Annotated in this window: 22 protein-coding genes and 1 pseudogene; 5 read left to right on the top strand and 18 right to left on the bottom strand. The window is 56.4% G+C overall.

Going from position 1 to position 24,366, the window contains the following annotated elements:
- Nucleotides 1–353: 353 nt before the first annotated feature.
- Nucleotides 354–2,474 carry a glycoside hydrolase family protein gene (locus NKJ93_RS26540; protein WP_352592056.1) on the top strand — a complete coding sequence of 707 codons (2,121 nt, stop codon included), beginning with the start codon at nucleotides 354–356 and terminating at the stop codon, nucleotides 2,472–2,474.
- A gap of 136 nt (nucleotides 2,475–2,610) precedes the next feature.
- Here NKJ93_RS26540 and NKJ93_RS26535 read toward each other — a convergent pair whose 3' ends face one another.
- The 14 genes and pseudogenes from NKJ93_RS26535 to NKJ93_RS26470 form a co-directional block, all read right to left on the bottom strand.
- Entirely contained in the window at nucleotides 2,611–2,883 is a 273-nt protein-coding gene (locus NKJ93_RS26535) for a hypothetical protein (protein ID WP_352592053.1), read from the bottom strand.
- 81 nt (nucleotides 2,884–2,964) lie between these two features.
- Nucleotides 2,965–3,538 (bottom strand): annotated as a pseudogene (tnpC, locus tag NKJ93_RS26530) (IS66 family transposase); the annotation flags it as partial.
- Nucleotides 3,539–3,661: 123 nt separating this feature from the next.
- On the bottom strand, nucleotides 3,662–4,528 hold the full coding sequence (locus NKJ93_RS26525) for a glycosyltransferase family 2 protein (RefSeq protein WP_352592050.1): 867 nt from the start codon (nucleotides 4,526–4,528) through the stop codon (nucleotides 3,662–3,664).
- A gap of 471 nt (nucleotides 4,529–4,999) precedes the next feature.
- Nucleotides 5,000–6,166 (bottom strand): glycosyltransferase family 4 protein, encoded by a 1,167-nt coding sequence (locus tag NKJ93_RS26520; RefSeq protein WP_352592047.1) that lies wholly within the window; start codon nucleotides 6,164–6,166, stop codon nucleotides 5,000–5,002.
- A gap of 85 nt (nucleotides 6,167–6,251) precedes the next feature.
- Nucleotides 6,252–7,085 carry an O-methyltransferase gene (locus tag NKJ93_RS26515; RefSeq protein WP_352592044.1) on the bottom strand — a complete coding sequence of 278 codons (834 nt, stop codon included), beginning with the start codon at nucleotides 7,083–7,085 and terminating at the stop codon, nucleotides 6,252–6,254.
- Entirely contained in the window at nucleotides 7,082–8,293 is a 1,212-nt protein-coding gene (locus tag NKJ93_RS26510; protein WP_352592042.1) for a polysaccharide biosynthesis protein, read from the bottom strand. The genes NKJ93_RS26515 and NKJ93_RS26510 overlap by 4 nt, the downstream gene beginning before the upstream one ends.
- A 50-nt stretch (nucleotides 8,294–8,343) precedes the next feature.
- Nucleotides 8,344–9,471 (bottom strand): glycosyltransferase, encoded by a 1,128-nt coding sequence (locus NKJ93_RS26505; protein ID WP_352592198.1) that lies wholly within the window; start codon nucleotides 9,469–9,471, stop codon nucleotides 8,344–8,346.
- 34 nt (nucleotides 9,472–9,505) lie between these two features.
- Nucleotides 9,506–10,297, bottom strand: a complete 792-nt coding sequence (locus NKJ93_RS26500) for a class I SAM-dependent methyltransferase (protein ID WP_352592039.1) — start codon at nucleotides 10,295–10,297, stop codon at nucleotides 9,506–9,508.
- A 46-nt stretch (nucleotides 10,298–10,343) separates the two neighbouring features.
- Entirely contained in the window at nucleotides 10,344–11,366 is a 1,023-nt protein-coding gene (locus tag NKJ93_RS26495) for an NAD-dependent epimerase (protein ID WP_352592036.1), read from the bottom strand.
- Nucleotides 11,366–12,640, bottom strand: a complete 1,275-nt coding sequence (locus NKJ93_RS26490; RefSeq protein WP_352592033.1) for a nucleotide sugar dehydrogenase — start codon at nucleotides 12,638–12,640, stop codon at nucleotides 11,366–11,368. The genes NKJ93_RS26495 and NKJ93_RS26490 overlap by 1 nt, the downstream gene beginning before the upstream one ends.
- Before the next feature lie 64 nt (nucleotides 12,641–12,704).
- Entirely contained in the window at nucleotides 12,705–13,982 is a 1,278-nt protein-coding gene (locus NKJ93_RS26485; RefSeq protein WP_352592030.1) for a sugar transferase, read from the bottom strand.
- A 40-nt stretch (nucleotides 13,983–14,022) separates the two neighbouring features.
- Nucleotides 14,023–15,342 carry a UDP-glucose dehydrogenase family protein gene (locus NKJ93_RS26480; protein WP_352592027.1) on the bottom strand — a complete coding sequence of 440 codons (1,320 nt, stop codon included), beginning with the start codon at nucleotides 15,340–15,342 and terminating at the stop codon, nucleotides 14,023–14,025.
- A gap of 146 nt (nucleotides 15,343–15,488) precedes the next feature.
- Nucleotides 15,489–16,052, bottom strand: coding sequence for a transcription termination/antitermination protein NusG (nusG, locus tag NKJ93_RS26475; protein ID WP_352592024.1), 564 nt, complete (start codon nucleotides 16,050–16,052; stop codon nucleotides 15,489–15,491).
- A gap of 416 nt (nucleotides 16,053–16,468) precedes the next feature.
- Entirely contained in the window at nucleotides 16,469–17,059 is a 591-nt protein-coding gene (locus tag NKJ93_RS26470) for a biotin transporter BioY (RefSeq protein ID WP_352592021.1), read from the bottom strand.
- A gap of 113 nt (nucleotides 17,060–17,172) precedes the next feature.
- On the opposite strand from NKJ93_RS26470, the gene NKJ93_RS26465 reads away from it, so the two are divergent.
- Nucleotides 17,173–18,081 carry an MBL fold metallo-hydrolase gene (locus NKJ93_RS26465; protein ID WP_352592018.1) on the top strand — a complete coding sequence of 303 codons (909 nt, stop codon included), beginning with the start codon at nucleotides 17,173–17,175 and terminating at the stop codon, nucleotides 18,079–18,081.
- Nucleotides 18,082–18,093: 12 nt separating this feature from the next.
- Here NKJ93_RS26465 and NKJ93_RS26460 read toward each other — a convergent pair whose 3' ends face one another.
- Both NKJ93_RS26460 and NKJ93_RS26455 read right to left on the bottom strand, forming a co-directional pair.
- Entirely contained in the window at nucleotides 18,094–18,879 is a 786-nt protein-coding gene (locus NKJ93_RS26460) for a DUF1499 domain-containing protein (RefSeq protein ID WP_352592015.1), read from the bottom strand.
- 83 nt (nucleotides 18,880–18,962) lie between these two features.
- Entirely contained in the window at nucleotides 18,963–20,591 is a 1,629-nt protein-coding gene (locus NKJ93_RS26455) for a fatty-acid--CoA ligase (RefSeq protein WP_352592012.1), read from the bottom strand.
- Nucleotides 20,592–20,769: 178 nt separating this feature from the next.
- Here NKJ93_RS26455 and NKJ93_RS26450 point away from each other — a divergent pair, with 178 nt between their 5' ends.
- Nucleotides 20,770–21,156 carry a hypothetical protein gene (locus tag NKJ93_RS26450; RefSeq protein ID WP_352592009.1) on the top strand — a complete coding sequence of 129 codons (387 nt, stop codon included), beginning with the start codon at nucleotides 20,770–20,772 and terminating at the stop codon, nucleotides 21,154–21,156.
- 125 nt (nucleotides 21,157–21,281) lie between these two features.
- Nucleotides 21,282–21,671, top strand: coding sequence for a DUF427 domain-containing protein (locus NKJ93_RS26445; RefSeq protein WP_352592007.1), 390 nt, complete (start codon nucleotides 21,282–21,284; stop codon nucleotides 21,669–21,671).
- Here NKJ93_RS26445 and NKJ93_RS26440 read toward each other — a convergent pair whose 3' ends face one another.
- Nucleotides 21,672–22,409 carry a polysaccharide deacetylase family protein gene (locus tag NKJ93_RS26440; RefSeq protein ID WP_352592005.1) on the bottom strand — a complete coding sequence of 246 codons (738 nt, stop codon included), beginning with the start codon at nucleotides 22,407–22,409 and terminating at the stop codon, nucleotides 21,672–21,674.
- Nucleotides 22,410–22,549: 140 nt separating this feature from the next.
- Nucleotides 22,550–23,653, bottom strand: a complete 1,104-nt coding sequence (locus tag NKJ93_RS26435; protein ID WP_352592002.1) for a glycosyltransferase family 9 protein — start codon at nucleotides 23,651–23,653, stop codon at nucleotides 22,550–22,552.
- Nucleotides 23,654–24,125: 472 nt separating this feature from the next.
- Here NKJ93_RS26435 and NKJ93_RS26430 point away from each other — a divergent pair.
- The coding region (locus NKJ93_RS26430; protein ID WP_352591999.1) for a transposase at nucleotides 24,126–24,366 on the top strand (241 nt) is incomplete at its 3' end.

Below are 24,366 nucleotides of genomic sequence, written 5' to 3'. Positions count from 1 at the left end.
CTCCGACCACTTTTTTGATTTTGCCCCACTCGATCCCGCGCTGTCGCTTTAGTGGGAACACCTAAGGGCGGCTGTCAACTTGCCGCTTGTGCATTATCAACACGAGCGCCGCTAACTTTGCGCCTCAGATCGATTACAGATTCGGCCGACAGCGTACACCCTGTGGGACAGTTCACCCGTTTACAGGACCGCTGCAATTTAGCTGGAAACCAGTGATTTTTCTCGCGACAGAATTAAGCTTGGAGCACGGTTGACGACGGCTGCATCGCTCTCTTGGCATCTCAGGCAGCCGTCCAACAAAAGTCGATTTTTGCTCTGATTGGACCGGTACGAAGCGGTCCCGGGAATTCAACATGGCAAATGACGCATCCGCGATTCAGCTAGAGCTCGACATGGCGCTTGGAGGTGTTTCCTTGCCAGCTGGGGTTTACCAAATGGTCCCCGGATCCGAATCGCCGTTTACGCTCAGCAATCTTCCAAACAAAGTCTACAGAGCGGTCGCGTTAACCCAGAGCAATTTTACGATTTCCGGCCACGGAGTCGTTTTCCACGGCGTCAACAGGCCCGGAGTAGCAGTCTCGGATGTTCAGCCAATTTTCGCTACGGACAAGAACTTGACAGTTGGAACAGTCAAGAATGTGACGTTCAAAGACATCGCGTTCGACCCCGCAAACGCCGCCTCCTTAGCTAATTCAAACCAACGCTTCCTATATGGCGTTGGCATCGACGGTTTGCGGTTTTTGGCAACGATCGGACATTCTAGCGGGACTCGAAACGGGTATTTCGCCCATATTCAGAACAGTCGGAACATCCAGGTAACTGGTCATCGCCATGATAGAGTGACGGGGGGGTTCAACCTTCGGTATTGCGAAAACATCGTAATCACAGACTTCGTATTTAGCGATTTCTCCGAAGCTATTGACTTGGATGGGACTTCAAAACGGGCGGTCATTCGCAATGGCGTCTTTCAAGGAACAAAGCGCAAGCAACAGTGTATAGACGTGAACGATCAGGTCGACGCATCGATTGGTGATTTTTCGGTCAACAACGTCGGCAACATCATTACCATAAACTATAAAACAACGACACCAGATACATACAGTGAATATCTCCTCAATTCGCCGGTACGGAATTTTCAGGTTGGAAAGCGTATAGTTGTAAGCAACGTCACGGGAAGCCAAATTGGCGATGGAGTGAACAATCCCGCTATATTCATCGGATGGGATTGGGCCGCCGGAAACCACGCGGGGTCTGGACCGGTCAGAGACATTACAATTGAGAATATATGCTTGGAAGATACTGGATTTGTCTTTGTTCGTGAAGGCTCAGGTCTCGTTTTCAAGAACATCACTTTACGATCAGTGATATCTGCGCCTGGATTTTCTGCCGTCGATATGCGCTCAGCCGGGGCCAATACAGATCAGGTTGGCTTTTCAGACCTCGATGTCCAAATCGACAAAATGAGGATCGAAAATGCCCAACGGGGAGCCTTGAGGCTATCTGCTCCGTCGCGTGCTGTTGTGAACGGCCTCATCACTCGTGGCAACAACACGTTGGGCGGGAAAGATCCCGATCTAGTTCTCACGTCGCTGCACACGCGTGCAGCCCGCTGCGTCATAGACAATTGCGACATCGAAGGGGACGTATTGATCGCGGGCGACAGTAGGGGCACTGCAACTTGGAAAGGGCAGACCTTCTACAAAAGGAACTCTCTTGTCATCAATAACGGCCGATTCTATCGTTCCGCCGTCGACGGTATGTCGGGACGGTCTGGCGGTCCGTCTGGGATCGGCACTGCCATTCCTGATGACGGCAGCGAATCGATCTCTGCTTGGACAGGCGGTAGCAAATACTTGGTCGACGACCTCTGCAGGAATCAAGACCGTTATTACGTCTGCATGACAGCTGGCGTTTCGGGATTTTCCACGGGCCCGACCGGAACTGACGAAAGAATTCTAGACGGGACCGTCGTCTGGCGACCGATTAACGGGCCTCTGCTCTGGCATCATCTCGACAGCCCCTACTCAGTCCTGTGGGGTAGAAAAAATCGCGTCGGAGGAACCATTATCCTGGAGGGGGACGCCCAAAAGTACATTCACGGGGAATGCGTAGACGCGAAGGTCGGCGATTTGGCAGCGAGAGGTGCCGTAAACAAGAGTGTCTTCGTGGCGCGACGCAGGACGTTGATAACCCGTGCGCGCTATTTGGTTGCAGAGGAGGCGGAAGCCGATGAGAGGAACTATCGTACTCTTTCACTAAATCGATACCGGAATGGACCATCAATCAACATCGTCACGATTGACACGGCATCAAAGGGCTTGGCGGCGTTCGTAAGTCGAGATGCCGGTATCAGGGCAAGCCAAGCGGGCAGCTATTTGGATCCAGGCGACATAGTCGCTATGAATTCAGACCACAAGGGCTCGGGCTTGATGCTGGAAGGGCTGACAGTGAGCCTGGATTACGTCGAGTTTTGAACTTTGATTAATGGCTAAGTTTCGGCGAGAAACGTCACGGTCCAGTGTTCGGCGAGCGCTTTCGTGCGCGCAAGCGACGGGTGGAGAGCTCGACCGTCGCCGTGCCAGTACATCCATACGGTGAGGGCCGCGGTGGCTACGGTCTCAGGAGATTTCCTGCGGGAGGTTTGGGCGGAGCGTCACCCTTAGCCCTGCGCTCGTCGGCGATTTGCCGAAGGTTGTCGATGCCGTCTTCGGTGAAGACGACGATAGTTTTGCTGAATTCGGTTGCGGGATAGCCGTCGTAGGCGCGTAGGCAACCGTCTTCCGAGAACATCTCAATCGAGCAATCGCGCAAAAAGCCTTCGTCCTCTTCGAGCATCTCGGCCACGTGTTTGAGAGTGTAAAGAGCGGAGTTGCGATATCCCATCTGGCGGCCTCAACGATCTGGTTTGCATGTGAGCCCAATGGGCCAGATCACCAGATCAGGCAGCTTTAGCCGCTGCGATTGTCAAAGGCTCCAATTCCAGGGAAGCAAGCCCTTGAGCCGTGTGATCGGCGTGTCGGCGACGCGGGCGAGGACATCGGCCAGCCAGGCCTGCGGATCGACGTCGTTGAGCTTGGTGGTGTTAATCTCGTCGCCATGAAGGCAGCCCTATCGGCACCGCGATCGGAGCCTGCGAACAGCCAAGCTTCCTGCCGAGGGCAAAGCTACGCAGCGCACGTTCGGCGGCGTTGTTGGTCAGACAAATCCGGCCGTCGCTGAGAAAGGGCGTGAACCCGTCCCGGCGCCTCAGCACATAGTCGATTGGCTCAGCAACCGGAGAGCTTCGGGACAATTTTGCCCGCTCGCTCCGCATCCATTCCTCAAGCGCCTCTGCGATCGGCCGGCTTTCCTGCTGGCGTCGTTGCAGGCGTTCGTCGGCGGCAAGACCGTTGATGTCGCGCTCGATATCAAACAGCAGGTCCATTCGTTTGACCGCCTCTAGTGCGATCGGCGAGATCGGTGCGGCATCCTTGCCGCGCTTGGCATTGGTGGCGATGTCGGCGAGCACGAAGAACTTGCGGCGCGCATGCGCCCAGCATCGAGGTCGGCCAGGGTCAGCCAGGTGGGCGCCTTTCCAATCGTCGCCTCGGCGAAGTCAAGCAACAATCGAAAGGTATCGCGGTAGCGGGATAACATTTGGGCGGCTGAGAGGTATCTCGGTCTACTTTCCGTTAGTCAAAACCTGCCGAAATGCAAAAGCGCAATAAAACACGCTAGACAGTAGAGACCTTCCCGCAGCCCTGAGCGACCTGTGCCGCCGAAAAAGAAAACCTGCGACGATCGTCATTTTGTGCCTTAACATCGGCCACGGACTGCCCTTTTTCACGCTGTCAATGGCCGACGTAAGCCCTCCCGGCAAGTAACACTTGACCCCAATTGCCTGATCGACACACATAACGTCATAATCAAGGGCCACTTTATACCAGAGGAGAGAAGTGGGTACCCGCCGAGCTCCCTTATAGTATTTCTCCACCACTGGTTTTAGAATTTCCGAACGCACAATTTCACGCTTGTCTCCTTTTACATGGTCGTCGAACCGCATCTGAAGAAAGTTTGTTCGTCTTCGTACGAACGGACTTCCGTGGAGGCGCCCGTCCGCCTCCACGTAGTGTACAACAATTCCGCATAGACTTTTATCCGTGCAGGCAATCAATTGGTCAATTATGCTTGGGATATTTTGGCCGATGATCTGATCGTCGTCATCGTAAATTGCAATAAATTTGCCCTTAGCTTTGGAAATGGCCACTCGCCTCGACCCCGCACTTCCGGAATTCGTTCCTGAAGTAACAGTCAAACGAGAGTCTTCAATCGAAAGCAGTTCTTCCAAAGTTCCGTCGGTTGAGCCATCCACATGGATGCAAACTTCGACAGGCTGGTCACTTGCCAAAATATCGCGCACCAACGCGCTTGCCATTTCGCGGCGATTAAACGTCGCAATGCAGAAACTTAGAATGGGGCTTGTATCTGGAAACATAGTAGGAAGCTGCTCCTGAACGCGGATCTCGTGAGATCGTATGCCATGGATCATGTGGGGCGTCGATCTAAAGTATGCAGCCATGATACGGCTAAGGCCCGACTGCCCGCGGCCAAGCAATCTACTCGGCCAGCAATTCTGTAAGGCCCATGTTGACCTCTTGACCTACAGAGTGTGGCACCGTTCTCTCTCTCCCAAAACTTTTTGCAGAACCTTCAGGACACTATCACACCGACAGCTTTCCGGGCCGGGGCCTGCGCCTGATGCGCGCATTCCGACCCGCGTCGTTGGTTTGAGCAGGCCTTGCCACGCTCCGCTCGAACCCAGTTCACGGTGCATGCGCCCCCAGCAGAAAAGTTGCGGCTCCAACTTCGTCCGGATCTCATCCGGCGCACCGGGTGTGGCAGTCCTCAGGACCTAAAGACTGCGGCGCCCCAGCCACCTGCAGCTAATCCAGCAGTTTCAAGAAACCAAGCAGACGAATCCTCATGTATAGAAGTTCAGCGGCCCATGCATTGCCATCTTTTATGGCTCTTGCGGCTCGCCATCGAAAGAGCCGCCAACAGCGTTATGGCACGTTCGAAGAATATCAATGTACCGCCGCACGACAATTTTCTCATCAAACTGCCGCTCTACTTTTGCACGACCTGCAACTCCCATAGTCATTCTCTGCGCGGGACTGAGAGCAATAAATTTCATTATTTGTTCAGCAAGATGGGTATGATCCTTTACTCTGCAGAGATAGCCATTGACGCCATCATCCACCACGTCCCGACATCCAACCCAATCCGTAGTGATTATGGGTCTGCTGAGGGCCGCAGCCTCAAGCAGGCTCCTGGGTGTTCCTTCTCTGTAGAATGACGGCAGTACAACGCAGTCAGCATTTTGAACAAACGGCCTGACGTCATCCGAGGATCCGAGATATTCAATGATTCCAGCTTCTTGCCAAGCTACCAGCTCCGCCTGTGTTACCGCCTTGCTCCCTTCTGCAACAAATCCTAGTATCTGAAACCGCGAAGTCGGCCGCAAACGCTTTACAAGCCGCGCAGCTTCGACAAATTCCACAACACCCTTCTCTCGGAGCAGCCTCCCTACGAAAATGAATGTCAATTCCTCAGCTGAATTGTCATTTGTCGATCTCCTCGAGTTTTGGAAATGCGAAAGATCGATGCCAGAGCCTGGGACGACCAGCGTCTTCTTTGGCTCGACTAACCGCCTGTCGGAAAAGAGCTCACGGTCCTGCTCGTTCTGGAATATGACCTTAACTGCTCTGCGGAAGGAAATTCGGTAGAGCCGCTCCACTACAAGCTTGACTAACCCGTTACCAGAGAAGGCAGAGCCCAGTCCTGGTACGTTGTTTATGACCGGGATAGACAACCAGTTAGCAGCCAAACTACCAAATATGTTCGGCTTTATGGTAAAGCTTAATATTGCATCCGGCCGCAAAACTTTGAATATCTTGTAGTACTGGAACATCAGCTTGATGTCTTCTAACGGCGATGTTCCATGTTCCGCCATTTTCACGGGTATAAAATCACAACCAAGTTCGACGACCCGATTCTCATAACCATCGGCAACAGCGACGACCGTGACCCTATATCCGGCCGCGATCAGCGCACGAACTAAGCCCGCACGGAAATTGACGATATTCCAAGCCAAATTCACAGTAATGATCAGGTTTTGGCCTTTCATTCGGCCCACCCGTTCTCAAATCTCAACGCTGACAGGTCTCTCTCAAACGCAAGGGGCGCAACGCAGCCCTTCAGAAGCACCGAGCTCAAATTCGTTGCGCCCATGCATAAGCACGGCTGTCAGAAATTACTAGGCGTTTGACATTGTACAGCCCAGAGTTCTCAATTCTATCAACTGCCTTAACGACGCCAGGAAATAGCTTGCTGGTCACATCGTCAAAAACGATCATGTCGCCTTTCTCCTGCCGCGCCGAAACCAGCTCAAATTCTTGCATAACGCTGCTTTCGATATGCTGGGCGTCAAGGAACGCAAAATTGATGCGATCCAGGCCCACTTTGGGCAAGAGGTCCAAGGTGTCCCCCTGTAAAAACAGAACGTTTCGAGCCAGGTCAGCCCACGGCTGCAGGATCTCGGCACGAGATTTCGGTCCGTCATGGTCGTCAATACAATTCCAGATCTGCCGTTTCAGGTGTGGCAAGACGTCCAGCGTAACGATCCGGCCAGCAACCCCGTGGTCAGCCATCGCCTTGCTCATGCAAAGTGCCGAAAATCCGCGAGCTGTACCTGTCTCGAGCACGGTTGTGAAATCTAGACCCGAATTGCTGAGCATATCGCGCATCAAAGCGTACAGCAGCCTCCCATGAGGGTAGGCTAGGTCGGACTTCTTTTTTACGATTTGCGTATGAAGCGCAAGCTCATCGAGCCATTGCCGATCAATCGCGTAACCCAAGTCCTTCTCGAGCCGATCAATCTCATGGAACTCGTGCTTTTGTGCTTGCTGGTACCAGCCAAGGTATTGCTCCCTAGTGGCATGTGGGGCGGTTCCGAAAGGGGCGTTGTTCCACCGTGCGTCAACCGCTCTGTTCACTCTAGCACGAATTCCGAGCACAGCCTCTTGTATGTACGGCGCGAGCTTCATCCACAGATCCTTCCTGTTGCCCAGCTCTGGTGTCTAACCAGAAGCAATGTCATGAGAGTTGATGCGCAGTATGCGAAAAAGTATGACAATTCAAAACCCAGCGAAATTCCAAAGCCTGTCAAGCCCGCGCAAGACACAATCATTATGGGGATCCCAAGCACATATCCGAGGGCTATAGAGAGGGGACGTCGGTTGTTTATGGCAATTGGGTCGACTGCCATTTTCTTGGTTCGGTTTAGCATGATTGCAATTGACACTATAACGAAGGAGAGCGGGCTAAAAAGATCACTAGAAAGGGCGGTAAAATATCCGGTCTCATAAAAAGCCATAATTCCAGCAAGAGCGACAAAAGAGCACAAGGCGGCTAGCGCTGCTCCTCCCATTAACGTTCGTCGAAACTCTGAAGTATCCCCTGTCGAAGCGTGCTTAAACGCGTTCGGGACCGTTATAAAGGATGACGCATTTATTATAAACCCGACGACCCTCTGTGCCAAATCAACCGAAAACGAAAATATTCCAAGGTGCTGCGCAGTACCAAACCACAATAGAAGATAGCGCATGCCCAGATATAGGCATTGCTCTGCTATAGTGCTCAACGTATAAGTTCCCCCAACTCTCAGCGTCTCCCTGACGACAGAGAATCTCGGCAGCAATGAGATCGCCGGCCGGGAGAGCAAAAGAGAAATGCCCGCTGCAACGGCGTAACTTGCTGAAAAGGCGATAAGAGCCATTGATGGCGTTGGATTTGGTCTGACGATCACCCAAGCCAACAGGATGTAAGCTATAGACTGGGCGAGAGATGCGGTACCGTAAAGCCAAAGAGAGAGGCGCGCGTGTAATATTTCCTGCACGGTTGTATAGAATCCAAACGCTACGAATGGCGCTATAAACGTCCACGGCACCAATCCAAAATATGCCGGCACAGATACAAGTACAGCTAGAACTAGAGATACAAGCGCACTTAGTGAAACAAGCGACGACTCGTATTCCTTGATCTTGCCTTCGGCGGTGATCTTGGCATGCTGAGAGACTATGGCGAACGCGAACGGACCGAACGCCACGCTGGATACCAGGCCCGACGTGGCGACTACGGTACTATAAGCTCCATAGTCCGTGGCCGGCATCCATTTACCTATCAGCAAGAGCGTGATCAGGTTAAGTAAGCCGGGACCTGATCTTATAACAATCGCCTCGACAAGTCGAAGCATCGTTTTCCACACATAGTTCTCCAATTCTATGAAGAAGTGAAATTTCTTACCTAGGCCATACCTGCTTGGTCAGGGTATTTAGCTTGGAATGGACTTTCCCCTTGGACTACATATGAGAGATACTGTTTCACGGAGCGCCTCGATATCGCCGCGTGATAGGCTTCCAATGTTTTCAGCGCGTCGTGGTCCTCAAGGAGAGCTTTTGCAAGAGATTCCTTGGAAGAGTCCGCGACCACTACTCCGGCCAATGTGTCAAGATCTCCAGAACAAGGGGTGGTTACAATTCGTTTCACCCCACATGCCATCATCTCGATCAAGACGTTGGGAAACCCCTCGTGCGAAGAGGTCAACAGGCCGTAACGGGCGCCCTTCATTATAGGAAACGGGTTCTGAAGCTGCCCAGCAAACACCACCTGATCCGAGACTTCTAGTGAGGCGGCGTACCCTTCAGCCTCGGCCTGGAGAGGACCAGATCCAATCATTACGAGCACTACCTTTTTTCCGGTCGTTCTCACGATCTCGTGCAGCGTATCTATTGCTAAGAGCGGCCTCTTTACCTCGATCATCCTTCCACACCATACTATGTAGGGCGTGTTGGTAGTTCTTTCTTCAAAATCCGTGGCGATCGACTGCTCGGCCATCGAAGTAACTTCTATAGCGTCAATCGGATTGCCAAGCACCGTAACACAATCAAATGCTCTGCGAGGCGCTACGTTCTCTAGTGCCGCCTTCATTTCTCCGGTCTGGGCAATGATTAAAGCTTGACTACCATAGACAGAGTAGAGAGCTCGATATGCCGCCAATCTAAGACCTCCATATCTCTTGGCGAAGATTGTGGATTCTCGCGTGACAAACCGTTTACAGCGAAGCCAACCAACTCGGTGGCAGGCCGCCAAAAACGCATTCATCCGTATGTGTGACGAAAACACCAAGTCGTAGCGGGATCTGCGAAGCCTCGCGAGCAGGCCCCACTCACTCCCAAGATGACCTCCCCCTACACCATAGCTCACCCGCGCTGTGCCAACGTGCCCTCTGAAGAATGACGGCGTTGGCCCGGCCAAAACCGCAATCTCGACGTCCCAATCATCCATTAAGGACAGTTCTTTTGCCAGGAGCGAAACAACCCTCTCGGCGCCGCCCGCTCGATCGATCGGGACAACGAACAAGGCCCTACGCATCACACAATTCTCTCTGGCACCAAATCCAAATATCCTAAATCGACTCTTGGCGCGCACCAGCCCCACCGCCCACATTTCGCCTTAGAACATAAGCAAACGTCTCACCGGCATCCTTGCCGAGCAGCGCAAATGCAACCAGCTGCCATGCCCTCCACAATATGTAAAATGGCACGAAGAAGGTGAAATACGAACTAATCCAAAAGACCTTACGCTTCTCGACACTCATACCATTCTGCAATGCTAATTTCTCTATAAGGCTCGGGACACATTTATCATAGTAGGCCCTGAACCCATCGTGCCCTTCGCCTTTTTTGGGGAAAATTGCAAAGAGTACCTTCTTCTTTATCGACTCCGGAAGAATCAAATTGATACGGGCAAAGAGCGCGTTCCGACACGGTGCAAAGATAAACACTCTGCCTCCTGGCCTGACGACACTTGCAATACCTCTAATGGCTTTCGCGGTGTCGTACACATGTTCGAGTGTGGCCTGACAAACAACAGAGTCGGCATCCCCTCTCCCAGAGTATTGGCATAAGTCGGCGGCTATCGTTTCATCGTATATTCCGCTTGGAGCCGCGGCTAGTTCCTCAACACTTATATCGATACCCACAACTTTCAAATTCATCCGCATCTTATCGTCCAAACTGACGCACGGTTCAGAGCCGCCTCCAAGATCATAGATAAGTGAACCGTCTGAAAATGCTCCCGGCAACATCTGGGAAAGGAAATACTCGTTTCCGTCGCGCCGCAACGCGATAGGCAAGACTCCGTCTATCCATCGGCAGACCTTGACGTTGAAGTTTATGAACCGCCTAGCAATTCCCATTCGTCTCACTCTTCTGGATCTATTACGTGTCAAAGAGACGCCTTTATTATATGGAGTAGTATTCTCTATACCACGCGACGAACCTTGCTACGCCATCCTTCACACTAGTCGTTGGTTTGTAGCCAAGCGCACTAGATATCTCTGAGACATCGGCGAACGTGTCCGGAACGTCACCAGGCTGCAACGGATGGAGTTCTGTAATCGCCTTAATTTTCAAGGCATCTTCCAACGCGCGAACATACTCATACAGCGGCACGGGTGTGCTGTTTCCGATATTAAGAATCCGCCAGGGTGCGCTGCTGGTTGCCGGGTCCGGATCAGCTGAGTTCCAGTCGGGATTCGGAGCTGCAGGCTGGTCGCTTGCACGAATAACGCCCTCAGCAATGTCCTCGACGTAAGTGAAGTCGCGTGTATGGTTGCCGTTGTTGAATAATTTGATCGGCTCCCCGGCAAGGATACTTTTAGTGAACAGGAAAAGCGCCATGTCCGGGCGGCCCCAAGGACCATAGACCGTGAAGAAGCGCAGCGCGGTGGTGGGCAAGCCGAACAGGTGGCTATAGCTGTGTGCCATCAGCTCGTTCGCACGCTTCGTCGCCGCATAGAACTGCAGCGGATGGTCGGCCGGGCGATGCTCGGAAAAAGGCATATTGGTATTTGCCCCATAGACACTTGAGGTACTTGCATATGTCAGATGGGCCACACGACTGGCGCGGCACGCCTCAAGTATGTTGGTGTACGCGATGATGTTGCTTTCCACGTAGGCATGTGGATTCTCGAGGCTGTAGCGAACCCCAGCCTGGGCGGCGAGATGGATCACGCGATCAAATGCATAATCAGCAAAGCAGGCGTCCACCACGCCCTTTTCAGCCAGATTGCCGCGGATGAAATGAAAGCCAGAATTAGTTCTGCGGTTCGCTTCGTCCAGCAACCGCAATCTCGCTTCCTTGATTTCGGGGTCATAGTAGCTGTTGACGCTGTCTATTCCAACCACCTCATCACCGCGTTCCAGCAAACGCTTCGATACGTGATAGCCGATAAACCCAGCGGTGCCGGTCACCAAAATTTTCATCAGAAGCGTCCATCCGTAATTTCCTTGGGAAACAGGCCCTTGATGTCGAAAATGACACCCGGGGTCTTGCGAAGGGTTTGTAGACCGACAGCGCCCAGCGCATGAAATTGCCTGTGCCCTACCGCAACAATTACGCCGTCATAGGCCCCCGCCGGGATATCCTTCACACTCAGTACACCGAGTTCTCGTTCACATTCTTGCGGATCGACCCAAGGGTCCCAGAGGTCAACCTGCGCGTTATATTCCTTCAACTGTGCGACGAGGTCGGCGACCTTGGAATTTCGCAAATCCGGGCAATTTTCCTTGAAGGCTGCGCCCATCACAAGAACTCGGCTGCCGACGACGGGTATTCCTTTGCGCATCATCAGGCGGGCTGTCTGATCCGCTGCGTGTTTTCCCATGCCGTCGTTGATTCGACGGCCTGCGAGTATGACTTCTGGATGGTAACCGAGTTCTTGCGCCTTGTGGGTAAGATAGTAGGGATCTACGCCGATGCAGTGACCGCCAACTAGGCCCGGGGTGAACCGTAAGAAATTCCACTTGGTGGCTGCGGCATCCAACACCTCCAATGTATCAATACCGAGCTTGCCGAAAATCAAAGAAAGCTCATTCATCAACGCAATGTTCAAGTCGCGCTGCGTGTTCTCGATCACTTTGGCAGCTTCAGCCACCGCAATGCTACTCGCAAGATGCGTTCCTGCTGGCACAATTGAGGCGTACAGCTCATCAATGGCCTTTGCTGCTTCAGGAGTGGACCCACTAGTCACCTTGACAATGGTTTGCAGCCGGTGCTCTCGGTCACCTGGATTAATTCGTTCAGGGCTGTATCCTATGAAGAAGTCTCGGTTGAATCGGAGACCTGATGCCTGTTCGATCAATGGGGCGCAAACCTCTTCGGTGCAGCCCGGATAGACCGTCGATTCAAAAATGACAACTGCTCCAGGCGAGAGCGCCTCTCCAACGGTCCTTGAAGCCAAAATCAGCGGCTTCAAGTCGGGCCTGTTGGCCCTATCAATCGGCGTAGGCACAGTGACAATGAATATGCCACAGGCCTTAAGATCGGCCACGGAAGTGGTGAAGGTCAAACCGGAGGCAAGTCTCATTTCCTCCTTATCTGTCTCCAATGTCACGTCCTCGCCTCTCTTCAACGAAACAACTCTAGCTTCGTTGATGTCAAAGCCGACCACCTCACGGGTCCTCCCGAATGCGACGGCAAGTGGCAACCCGACGTAGCCCAGTCCTATAATAGCTATTCTCTTCGAATTTAGATTCAACGGAAACACTCTTTCTTTGGGATATCTATTCCACACGGCGTTAAGAAGGTTAGAACATCCTCGCTCAACGCGCACCAAATCCCGTCAGCATGGTTCGGATGGTACGAAATACAATCAGCACGTCGAGCCACGGGGAGAAGTTTTTGATGTAGTAAAAGTCGTAGTGAAGCTTTTCTAGAACGTCGCTTACCGCCGCGACATGACCTTGATTGACTTGCGCCCATCCAGTGATGCCAGGCCGGACGATATGCCGGTATCGATAGAACGGAAGCTCCGCCTCATACCACTTTGAAAGTACGAGTGCTTCCGGGCGTGGCCCGATCCAGCTCATTTCGCCGCGCAAAATATTGATAGCCTGCGGCAACTCGTCGATCCTGGATTTTCTCAAAAATCGCCCGACACGAGTGATGCGCGCGTCCCCAGCCTTCGTAATAGCCTCTTCCTTCTCGTCATCGGAAGCGGTGCCAAGCTTCATCGTTCTGAATTTGTAGACCTCGTACGGATTCCCCCCGTAGCCCATTCGCTTCTGCCTAAATAGCGCAGGTCCAGGTGAATCGATCTTTACGGCAATCACCACGAAGAGCAGCAATGGTGAGAATACAACAAGCACAAACAACGCAGACGTCCAGTCTATCGCCTGTTTTATTTTTAAGTAAGCCTGATTTGGATTCAACGACCCTAACGTATTTTCAGACAAATGCTCGATTTCGACGCGGCCTGTGAGCGACTCTCTTATTTGTTTAACATGATATACTGGCGTTCCTGACAGTGCGCGGTCGGCGATGTATCGCTCCCACTCATCTGAAAGGTCGGCCCGCAGATCAGCAACCACGCCGCTGGCATACTCGATAATTGTGTTGGGCGAATTAACTCTGTGCCAGCTCACACCTGGGATGCTCTCCAACCTGTCGACATCCCCTCCAGGAATTATCGCCAGCCGGTATGAGTCGAGCCGCCGAGTGGCCAAGCTCAGGCCGAAATACCAAAGAGTCGATTGAATGAAGCTCGCCGCCGCCTGGAACCGGCTATAGTCGAATCTAAAGAAGAAGATGGTCACGAACACGAGGCCGTAAGTCAGGGCGAAGGTGGGCAAGATGTAGCCAGCCGCTGCGACGCCCGGGAAGTTGCCAATTCGCTTATAGAGCATGTAGCCGGACGTGTGAGCGACGAATGCCGCAAAAATGGTGACTTGCATGTTGGGTGACCAGATGACGCGGGGATCGACCGACATCCGGATCAGGGCGGGTAGCAGAATGGCGAATGTCAATCCGCCAAGCAGCTGGAAGCGCAACCGAAGCAAGAAATGCCTTGGATTGGACAAAGGGCTCGTGGTGGTATTCAAATTGAATCCCGCGAGACGGGCCCCATGAAAACCTGGACGTTCACTTGACAAGGTGCCGCTCTCGGCCGACGCTCGAATAGGCTATGCCTTCCTTCACCACATCCTCGCCGCGGTAGACGTTTCGAAGGTCAACCATCACGGGCGTCGCCATAAGTGAATGGAGCCGCTTCAGATCCAACGATCGAAACGCATTCCACTCGGTGACGATGACGATCGCATGCGAGCCGTCAGCTACGGCGTAGGCGCTTTCCCCGAATTCAATGCCCTCGATCATCTTGCGTGCCTGCTCCATACCGACCGGATCATAGGCCTTGATCGAAGCGCCCGCATCCCTGAGTGCCTGAATGATGGCCAATGAGGGGGCATCGCGCATATCGTCGGTGTTGGGCTTAAACGTAAGGCCGAGGATACCGATGGTCTTGCCGCGAACCGAGCCGCCGCAGGCCTCGACCACCTTGCGAGCCATCGCCCGTTTGCGCTGGTCATTTATCGAGACTGTCGTTTCAATAAGCCGCACGGGGCTTGCCGCGTCCTGCGCGGTCTTGACCAGTGCCAGCGTATCTTTCGGGAAACAGGAGCCACCGTAGCCCGGCCCGGCATGAAGAAACTTTGCGCCGATGCGATTGTCCATGCCGATGCCGCGCGCGACGTCCTGCACATCGGCCCCCAACCGCTCGCAGAGATCGGCAATTTCGTTGATGAAGGTGATCTTCATGGCCAGAAAAGCGTTGCCGGCATATTTGGTAAGCTCCGCCGAACGTCGGCTCGTATAGAATATCGGCGCGGCATTCAACGAGAGCGGGCGGTAGATCTCGCCCATGACTGTTTTGGCCTTTTCGGCATCGGTCCCGACAATAATGCGGTCGGGCCGCTTGAAGTCCTCGATCGCCGATCCTTCGCGAAGAAATTCCGGATTGGAGACCACCGCAAAATCGGCAGCGGGATTTTGCTCGCGGATGATTCGTTCCACCTCATCGCCGGTACCGACGGGGACGGTCGATTTCGTCACCACGACTGTAAACCCCCTGAGTGCGCGACCAACTTCAGCGGCCGCGTCGTAGACGAAGGACAGATCGGCATGCCCGTCGCCACGCCGTGACGGCGTCCCCACGGCGATGAAGACTACATCCGATCGAGAAACCGCATCCGCCAGATTGTCGTCGAAACGCAAGCGGCCCTGCGCGGTGTTGGTCGTGACGAGGTCGTCGAGCCCTGGTTCGTAGATCGGTATCTTGCCGAGTTTGAGCATGGCAAGCTTTTCCGCATCCCTGTCGACGCAGCAGACCTGATGGCCAAAGTCGGCGAAGCAGGCGCCCGAGACGAGCCCTACATAGCCGGCACCAATCATTGTTATTCGCATACCGCGTACTCCCAATCAGCGCCGATGAGTTGATCTTGCCAGACAGCGCCAATTCCCCACCGAACGACGGCTACCGCACTCCCGGGTGAAACCCGAGAGCGCATCCTACAACAATTTACATCACGACGCCGCCTTGATGTTTGCGGCTACGCGATTGCTACGAGATCCCTGGCATCCAAGTCGACAGGGATTTCGCCATTCATGATGGCCACCAGAACCCGGGCTCTTCCGGCTGGATCGAGCCGGTCAAGGCGACCGATCGTTTCCCCGAGAGGGCCCGAAAGGATTCGGACCGAGGCGCCCGCTGCGAGGCCTCCACTGAAATCAAGCAGCCCGTCCTTACCGGTCAATGCAATGAAACGCTCTACCAGACCCGAGGGGACCGGCAAAGGCCGGTCGCCTTGCGTGACGAGGGAACGCACACCGAATGTTCCATTGACCGAGCGCCAACGTTGCAGCGCAACGTCAAGGGCGATGAACATATAGCCCGGGAAATACGCCGCAGACCGGGTTTCGAGACGCCGGGCATGACGCACGGTTTTCTCGCAGCGAGGCACAAACGGCTGAAATCCCTGAATCCGAAGATGCCGTTCGGCGACATGCTCCTTTCCGGGAAAGACGCTGGCCGCGTACCAGCGGGTTGCCGGCGCGGCCGTCGGCTCTGACGACAGGGCGGTCGCCTTACTCGGTGTGTTTTCCGCGGTAATCACGTGTCTCCTCTCAGGGCGGGCATATCGGCGCCAAGGGTTACGACAGTGTGTCGATGCCAGCAAGCACCCATGCCGCGAGAATCAGGGTGGTTCATAGAAAAATTACCCGCAAATTGTCCATGAAATTAGCTATGCCTAAATATCATCGGGCCGCTTTCTTTTTCAGCTGCCCGATATGCGATATCGGGAAATTCGCTGTGACGCGTAGCTCTTTGGTTACATTGGCGCGGCGATCCCCGGTTGTTCTGGTGCTTAGTCCACCGACTTGAAGCTAATGTGACGGGTCGCAACAGATGCCTGCAGAGCCATTCCAGTTTGCAATAAAAAGATGTTTCGATAGGCCGTTACTGAGCCAAAATTGCCAGCAAGCCACGAAATCCCGATCATGGCACAGCGATGCAGGTTCTTGAACGGATTCACGAACGCTTCAGCAGCGACCAAGCAGCCGGCACCAGGCTCGCGGCCAGCGCAACCTTGATCAGATCGCCGACGATAAAGGGCACCACCCCGAACTGCCAGGACTTTTCCGGGCCGATCAACAGCGCCAGCCAGGCAAAGCCCATCGCCATCATGACGATCTCGGCCACCAGCATCGCATTGAAGAGCTTGATAGGATGGCGATCCCAGCCACGGTCGGCAGCCCAGCCGACGATCGCCGCCATGACGACGAAGCCGGCTAGATAACCGCCGGTCGAACCGAGCATGTAGGCGATGCCGATGCCCTTTTCCGGCGTGCTCTGGAAGACCGGAACGCCCCATGCGCCCTCGGCCATGTAGAGAAGCAGCGTGGCGACGCCGAGGCGCATTCCGAAGGCGGCGGCGATCAGAAAGACAGCGAGCGTCTGCATCGAGATATCGACCGGTCCGAGCATAACCTTCGTCTTGGCCGACAAGATCAGCAGCAGCGTTCCGGCGATCGCCAGCAAAAGCTGTCCCGCCAGCCGGGTCGCGCCCTTTTCAGGCAGAGCGAGAGAAATAAGCGGACGCATCGTCGTTGAAATAGCCATGGTCTTCCCCGTTCCGGATTGCCGCCGAACGCGGCCTTGCGTTTTCCTATATTGGCTTCCGTGCTATGCGGCAATCGGTTTTGCCCTCCCCCAAAAAAGGTCGCGACGTCGCTATGGCGCTGAAATTCGATACCAGCTTCGACCCGGCCTATGGTCGGGGCGTGACCGTTGCGCCAGACGTGCTTCGGATCACGGCCCCGAACCCAAGCCCGTTCACCTTTCACGGAACCAACAGTTATATCGTCGGACGCGAGACGCTGGCGGTGATCGATCCGGGTCCGGATGACGACGCACATCTTCGAACGCTGCTCGAAGCGATCGGGACCAGGCCGGTCAGCCATATCTTCGTCAGTCACACGCATCGCGACCATTCGCCACTCGCGGCGCGGCTGAAGCAGCACACCGGTGCGGCGGTTCTGGCGGAAGGCCGGCATCGCCCGGCGCGGCCGTTGCGCACCGGCGAGGTCAATCCGCTCGATGCAAGCGCCGACATCGAGTTCGTTCCAGACGTCGCGCTGCCGGATGATATGGTGATCGGAGGTGATGGCTGGGCGATCCGGACGGTGCTGACGCCCGGCCATACCGCCAATCACGCGGCCTTCGCGCTGGAAGGAACCGGCATCCTTTTCTCGGCTGATCACGTCATGGCGTGGTCGACTTCCATCGTCGCGCCGCCGGACGGCGCCATGGCCGACTACATGACATCGCTCGATCGGTTGATCGAACGCCACGACCGGCTGCTGCTGCCCGGCCATGGCGGGCCGGTGACCGAGCCGCGCAACTTAATGCGCGAGTTGAAAACGCATCGCAAAATGCGCGAACGGGCGATTCTGGAGCGGATCAATAGCGGTGACCGGACGATCAAGGACATGGTGGAGGCGATCTATCGCGACACCGACCCGCGTCTGCATGGCGCGGCCGGCCTGTCGGTGCTCGCCCACCTGGAAGATCTGGTGACGCGTGGCTTGGTCCGCACCAATGGCGCGCCGGCCATAGACGGCATGTTTGCGCCGGCAAAGTAATAGGATCAAATATCATTCCGCCGGCGCCACGCCAACCTGGCCCGCGACTTCCTGGTCGAGCTCGGCAAGGAAATCGGTGATGCGCGCTGCATTGTCGCCAAGGTCACAGCGGCCGAAACGCGAGGCCGAGCGCATATCGACGATGATCGCATCGCCATCATCGCTCACACGGATGGCGACATCGGCGGGAAGGCCAAGCAGGAAGCTCTTGGCGACCGCATCGATCGTCACGTCGCTTTGCCCTATTGCCTCGGGAAATGGCGCCGCGAGCTGCCAGCCCCGCCGATCAAGCACGGTTTTGACCGCCTCCAGAACGCGATCGAAAGGCAAGCTGTAGCTGCGTCCGGTGACAAGCGGATAAGCTTCGGTTTGCAGGCGCTGCTCGCCCGGGGTCGGCGGCAAAAGCTCGTTCATATCCTTTGTCCGGGTAGAAATATCGAGCGCCGGCGGGTCGTCGAAATCGGTCGAGATGTCGCGCAACGGCGGATAGATCGCCGCCCAATAGGCCGCGACGGCGTAAGGGATGAGCACCAGAAGCGCCAACAAGGCCCCGACGGTCAGATCGTGGCCGCCGCGATCACCGAAATTCCACAATCGCGCAAAGGCAAACCCGGCGAACAAAAGCGCAAAGGCGGCCAGCAAGGCGACAATGCCGAGCACCCCCAGGAAAGCCGGCGTCTCGACGAGATCATATCGGTGCCCGATGAGAACCGTCAGCAGCAGGACCGCCGAAAAAGCGCCGGTGCGCCGCGACCAACCGGCAGCCCTCGACGTTTGTCGCTCGGGAATTACCATCATTGTTTTCTGCGCTGCCCCAACCCGAACAAAGGCATAGTGGATTTCAGCAGCGGCTTGAAGGCGAAAAGACGCCGCATCTCCGGTCAATCCGTCGGCAGGCGATAGTCCCGGAACTGCTGGCGCAAGGTAATCTTCTGGATCTTGCCGGTGGCGGTGTGCGGTATTTCGCCGACAAAGGCGACGTCGTCCGGCATCCACCACTTCGCCACCTTGCCGTCCATGAAGGCGAGGATGTCCCTCTTGGTCGGCTCCCTGCCCGGCTTGCGGACGATCACGAGCAAAGGCCGCTCGCCCCATTTGGAATGCGGAATGCCGATGGCGGCGGCCTCCGCCACGTCGGGATGGCCGACAGCGAGGTTCTCGAGCTCGATGGTCGAGATCCATTCGCCGCCCGACTTGATCACGTCCTTGGCGCGATCGGTGATCTGCATGTAGCCGCCGGGGTCGATATGCGCGATATCACCGGTATCGAACCAGCCGTCTTCATCGAACTGTTCGGATCCGATGCCGCCATAATAGGCGCGCGCGACGGCCGGCCCGCGGACCTTGAGTCGGCCGAAGGTCTTGCCGTCCCATGGCAGTTCGTTATCGTCGTCGTCCGTTACCTTCATTTCGATGCCAAACGGCGTAAAGCCCTGCTTCTGCTGGACGTCGAGGCGGGCCTCGCCCTTCAGCCCGGCATAGTCCGGCTTCAGGGTGCACAGCGTGCCGATCGGCGACATCTCGGTCATGCCCCAGGCGTGGACGACCTGGACATCGTAATCGTCCTGGAACTTCGTCGTGAGCGCGCGTGGACAGGATGCGCCGCCGATGACGACTTTCTCCAGATAGGGAAGTTTCTTGCCGGTGTCTTCCAAATGCTGGAGGAGCATCATCCACACCGTCGGCACGGCGGCGCTGAAGGTCACCTTCTCGGTGTCGAGCAGCTCGTAGAGCGAAGCGCCATCCATCTTGCAGCCGGGCATGACCAGCTTGGCGCCAATCATCGGCGCGCTCTGGGCAAGGCCCCAGGCGTTGGCATGAAACATCGGCACGACCGGCAATATGGTATCGCGTGACGACAGGCCCATGGCGTCCGCCATCGCGGCGATCATGGCGTGCAGCACGTTCGAACGATGGCTGTAGAGGACGCCCTTCGGGTCGCCCATCGTGCCCGAGGTGTAGCACATGCCGGCGGCGGTGTTTTCATCGAATGTCTTCCAGGCGAAGTTGCCGTCGGCTTCAGCAAGCCATTCTTCATAGACAACGACATTGGGCAGCGCAGTCTTGGGCAAATGCGCCTTGTCGGTCAGCACGATAACCCGCTTCAGCGACTTGACCGCGCCGGCGATCTTTTCGAGCAGCGGCAGGAAGGTCAGGTCGACGAAGATCGCCTTATCCTCGGCATTGTTCATGATCCAGGTGATCTGCTCGGGAAAGAGCCGCGGGTTGAGCGTGTGATAGATCGCGCCGACACCCATGATGCCGTACCAGGCCTCGATGTGGCGCGCGGTGTTCCACGCCAGTGTGGCAATACGGTCGCCAAGCCCGAAACCGTCGCGCTCGAGCCGCTCGGCGACCTTCAGGGCACGATGATGGATTTCGGCATATGTGCTGCGCACGATCGGCCCTTCGATCGAGCGCGACACGATCTCGCGTCGGCCGTGCTGCCTCTCGGCGTTGTCGATCAGCTTGTGGCAAAGCAGCGGCCATTCCTGCATCAGCCCGCGCATTTTGTTCCCTCCTGTTATTTTTTGCGCCATTGTGGAACGAACCGGCGGATTGTCCAGCCGTGACCGGGCTGGACCGGTGCGCAGAGCGAAATGAGGCAGAATTCGCCACAATCCGGCCATGCTCGGCGTTAACGTTGATTAACGGGCGGGGCGCGATTGGCGAATGAAAGAGGTTCGCATGGACCCGCAGTTCGACGACGAAGCCCTGGAAAATACGCTTGCCGAAGGTCTGGCCGATCTGATGGCGGCCGATGTCGTGCAGGCCGATCTGATTCATGACGCGAAAACCATTTCCGAAGATGAATTCGTCGAGGTCGTCGGCGGCGCCCTCGAAGCGGTCGGCGGCACGCTCTTGTTCAAGATGTGCGTCGAGAACGAGGGCGAAAGCCAGCACGTCGCCGCCGCCTGCGTCGGCGATAGCGGCAATCGCCAGTTCCTGTTGCTCACCTTGCCGGCCAGCGGGGGTGCGCTGAAGGTCGAGACCACCTCGAAAAGCACCAATCCGGTCGCCGGTATTGCCGCCGCCTATGCCGGGCTGATGGACGCATTCCAGGCCGCCGCCTGAGTTTTCGGCGAAGCGAAAGAAAGAGGCGAGACTTCCCCCCGCGGGCGACGCCCGCCTGGTGGCAGGCAGGTCTTGCGCAAGGCTCTTGCTAGACACACCTTGGGGTTGAGGCAAGGAGATTCGACATGGACCAGATCGCAAACCCGGCACCCGGCTTTCAGCGCAATCCCGGCAAGATCATCACCATCGAGCCTTACAAGGGCACCGTGACGGTGCGCGCCGGCGATGTCATCATCGCCTCATCCGGCAAGGTCAAGGTGCTGACCGAATCGCCCTATTCCCCTGTTTTCTACGTTCCGTTCGACCACATCGACTTCAAACAGCTTGGCAAGACCGAGCTCTCGACCCATTGCCCCTACAAGGGCGATGCCAGCTATTGGAGCGTGCTGCCCGCCGGCGATGCAGGCAAGGATGCGATGTGGGCCTATGAGCAGCCCTTCGACGAGATGGCGGAGATCCGCGATCACGGCGCGTTCTATCCAAACAAGGTGATCATTGAGGCCACGCCCGACTGATCAGTCGGTGGTGCCTTCATCGCCGACACCGTCGGCATCGTCGAGCCGCACGAAGGTAAGGCCTTTCTCCTTCAGCGCCAGAAGCCCCTGCACCACGCCTTCGCCGGCCGCATGGGTCGGCTGGTTGATGTGAGCGATGATGACGTCGCCGTCCTTTGCCGCGGCAATGCGCCGGGCGGTCTCTTTTGCACCGAGCAATGAGCCGCCGTCGCCGTTGATCGAGAATCCGGCGACCTTGAAGCCAAGCTTGCGTATCATTGCGATTGCCGACGGGCTGTATTCGGCGGTTGCGCCGCGAAACCATTTCGGCGCCGGTTCGCCGGTCACGGCGAGAGCGGCGGCACCGGATTCGACCTCGGCCAGCACGGCCTCCGGGCTGCCGGCACTGCGAATGCCGTAGACCCTTTGCGGCGTGTCGACGGCCGGGACGTGACGGCCGCCATGGTTTTCCAATTCAAACAGTTCGGGATGCGCCCGCATGATCTCGACGGCGGCGGCGTTGCGCTTCAGCCAGATGCCGGTGACGAAAATGGTGGCGGGAATCTTGTTTTCCACCAGCGCCGAGAGAATCCTTGTGTCGGTCTGCCCGCCGCAGGCATCGAGCGTCAGCGCGACGCGGCCGTTGCCCACCTCGGCCTTGATGTGCAGCGCCGGTTCGACAAGCAACTGGGCATTGCCGGGAGAGACAGCCCAAAGCGATATCGCAACTGCGCAAAAATGCTTTTGGAACAGGGGCATTGATTGTTTCCAGGTCGGCCAGATCAAAGTTGAAGCGGCGACCCCAAGACCGGCATCAAGGCGGAAATCGGGACGATGCCCCTGCAAAAGCGTCGGCAGCGGCAATTTGACCGTGGGCCTGACCTTTGGCAAGCGCGAGGTCACAATGCGTGCTCCACGTCCTTAACCGTACGTGAAAGGATCGCGCGCACCGCGTCGACAACCGCTTTGACCTCTAGCCGCCAGACGCAGCAAGCCTTGCTCGGATCGGGCCGGCGGCACAGGTCCCTGGCTATGCCCGCGCAAGGCATGGAGGGCCGCAGCGTAACATTGGCCACGCCGACATGACCCCACACCGCCGGGTCGGTCAGGCCGAAGAGGCCGACAACCGGCGTTCCCACGGCGGCGGCCATGTGCATCGGGCCACTCTCGTTCCCGAGAAACAGGCGTGCCTGTCCGAGGACCGCCAGCAGCGTTGCAAGCGACAGCGCCCCGACGACGTTGACGACTGGCGAAGCGGCCTTGGCGATGATGCGCTCGGCAGATGCCCGGTCATCGGGGCCACCGACAAGCAGGAAGTCCAACCCGGTCTGCCGCGAAATTTCGTCGATCGCCAGCGCAAAACGTTCCGGCTGCCATTGCCGCCCCCGGAAGCTCGCTCCCGCATGAACGGCTATGAAGGCGTTAGGCCGAAGATGATGTCGGTCAAGGAGCGCCAACGCCCGGGCGGTCTCCAACGGCAGCGGTTGAATCGTTGGGACCTGCGCACGCAACTCCACGCCAAGCGCCTCAAGCGGCGAAAGATAGCGATAGAGATAATGCTGGCCACCAAAGCCAAACGGTTTGGCTGCGACGTTGGCGGGTTGGCTTTCCAACCAGCGCAACGGTTTTCCGGGGGGATCGTATCCGACGCGGGTCTTGGCATTGACGAGCCTGACGTTGATGCGTGATGTTTTGGAATCGGCCAGATCGATGGTCAGGTCAAACCGGAACCGGCGCAGAGCGCGCACCATCGCATAAAGCTCGCTGCCACGCTCCAGAGGGGTGCCACGTATCCGTACGCGCCGGAACGCCACCACGTCCGAGGCGATGCCATGAGCCATCAGGAAACTGGCAAAGCTCGCCTCGCAAAGGAACACGATCCTGGCCTTTGGATACTCGAGGCGCAGGTTACTGGCGAGCGCGGAGGCGAGGACAAGATCGCCGATGAATTTCGTCTGGAGGATGAGAATCGAGCGGACGTTTGTGGGCGGGTTCAGCAACATCTGTTTTCTGGCACCGGGGCGGGTTCGGGAGCCGGAAACTGGGCAGAAACGATGTCGGGATTTGGAGCCGTCACGCGCACGTTCGTGTGAATTTGGTTACAAATCGGTAAGGTCAGATGCTGGTGGACTCCAACTCTTATCCGCGGCCGTTCTTTGCGGCCTGCACCGCCGCTTGCGCGGCGCATCTATCAGTCCCAGATCAGATCAAAGTCGAAGCGGCGATCCCAAAACCGGCTTCAACGCGCCAGGTCACAGTGCGTGCTCCACGGCCTTAGCCGTGCGTGAAAAAGGCTCGCGCAATGCGCCAACAACCGGAGATAGTGTGCTGAAGGTTCTGCAAAAAGTTTTGGAGAGAGAACGGCACTTGCTCTGAGGCGCGAGCGGCCATGGCACGGTGGTGACGTTGCGATCACCGATTCCCGTGGAAGGGAAGTGCCATACCAATCGAGAAGTTAGACTGAGCAGAGGCGAGTTGAAAGCGTTGCTGTTGTCGGATGAGGACGGCTTTCGCCAAGCATTGCAGACTGTCGTGCAGGAGGTTCTTGAAGCCGAGATGACGGAGGCGATCGGGGCCGAGAAAGGGGAGCGGACGGCGGAGCGGACGAGTTACCGGTCCGGCTATTACGAGCGCAAGCTGGTGACGCGGGTCGGGGTGCTGGAGCTTCGCGTTCCGCAGGATCGGGCTGGCCGGTTCTCGACGGAGTTGTTTGAGC

This window comes from Mesorhizobium sp. M0028 (assembly GCF_040323855.1).
Lineage (GTDB): Bacteria > Pseudomonadota > Alphaproteobacteria > Rhizobiales > Rhizobiaceae > Mesorhizobium.
Note: the sequence above shows the minus strand (reverse complement) of the source record. Positions and strands in the feature narration are given on the sequence as shown.

What these genes read in the sequence shown, in the direction of transcription:
- NKJ93_RS26540 (WP_352592056.1), top strand. Translation starts at nt 354, where the DNA reads ATGGCAAATGACGCATCCGCGATTCAGCTAGAGCTCGACATGGCGCTT.
- NKJ93_RS26535 (WP_352592053.1), bottom strand. Translation starts at nt 2,883, where the DNA reads ATGGGATATCGCAACTCCGCTCTTTACACTCTCAAACACGTGGCCGAG.
- NKJ93_RS26525 (WP_352592050.1), bottom strand. Translation starts at nt 4,528, where the DNA reads ATGATCCATGGCATACGATCTCACGAGATCCGCGTTCAGGAGCAGCTT.
- NKJ93_RS26520 (WP_352592047.1), bottom strand. Translation starts at nt 6,166, where the DNA reads ATGAAAGGCCAAAACCTGATCATTACTGTGAATTTGGCTTGGAATATC.
- NKJ93_RS26515 (WP_352592044.1), bottom strand. Translation starts at nt 7,085, where the DNA reads ATGAAGCTCGCGCCGTACATACAAGAGGCTGTGCTCGGAATTCGTGCT.
- NKJ93_RS26510 (WP_352592042.1), bottom strand. Translation starts at nt 8,293, where the DNA reads ATGCTTCGACTTGTCGAGGCGATTGTTATAAGATCAGGTCCCGGCTTA.
- NKJ93_RS26505 (WP_352592198.1), bottom strand. Translation starts at nt 9,471, where the DNA reads ATGCGTAGGGCCTTGTTCGTTGTCCCGATCGATCGAGCGGGCGGCGCC.
- NKJ93_RS26500 (WP_352592039.1), bottom strand. Translation starts at nt 10,297, where the DNA reads ATGGGAATTGCTAGGCGGTTCATAAACTTCAACGTCAAGGTCTGCCGA.
- NKJ93_RS26495 (WP_352592036.1), bottom strand. Translation starts at nt 11,366, where the DNA reads ATGAAAATTTTGGTGACCGGCACCGCTGGGTTTATCGGCTATCACGTA.
- NKJ93_RS26480 (WP_352592027.1), bottom strand. Translation starts at nt 15,342, where the DNA reads ATGCGAATAACAATGATTGGTGCCGGCTATGTAGGGCTCGTCTCGGGC.
- NKJ93_RS26470 (WP_352592021.1), bottom strand. Translation starts at nt 17,059, where the DNA reads ATGGCTATTTCAACGACGATGCGTCCGCTTATTTCTCTCGCTCTGCCT.
- NKJ93_RS26465 (WP_352592018.1), top strand. Translation starts at nt 17,173, where the DNA reads ATGGCGCTGAAATTCGATACCAGCTTCGACCCGGCCTATGGTCGGGGC.
- NKJ93_RS26460 (WP_352592015.1), bottom strand. Translation starts at nt 18,879, where the DNA reads ATGATGGTAATTCCCGAGCGACAAACGTCGAGGGCTGCCGGTTGGTCG.
- NKJ93_RS26455 (WP_352592012.1), bottom strand. Translation starts at nt 20,591, where the DNA reads ATGCGCGGGCTGATGCAGGAATGGCCGCTGCTTTGCCACAAGCTGATC.
- NKJ93_RS26450 (WP_352592009.1), top strand. Translation starts at nt 20,770, where the DNA reads ATGGACCCGCAGTTCGACGACGAAGCCCTGGAAAATACGCTTGCCGAA.
- NKJ93_RS26445 (WP_352592007.1), top strand. Translation starts at nt 21,282, where the DNA reads ATGGACCAGATCGCAAACCCGGCACCCGGCTTTCAGCGCAATCCCGGC.
- NKJ93_RS26440 (WP_352592005.1), bottom strand. Translation starts at nt 22,409, where the DNA reads ATGCCCCTGTTCCAAAAGCATTTTTGCGCAGTTGCGATATCGCTTTGG.
- NKJ93_RS26435 (WP_352592002.1), bottom strand. Translation starts at nt 23,653, where the DNA reads ATGTTGCTGAACCCGCCCACAAACGTCCGCTCGATTCTCATCCTCCAG.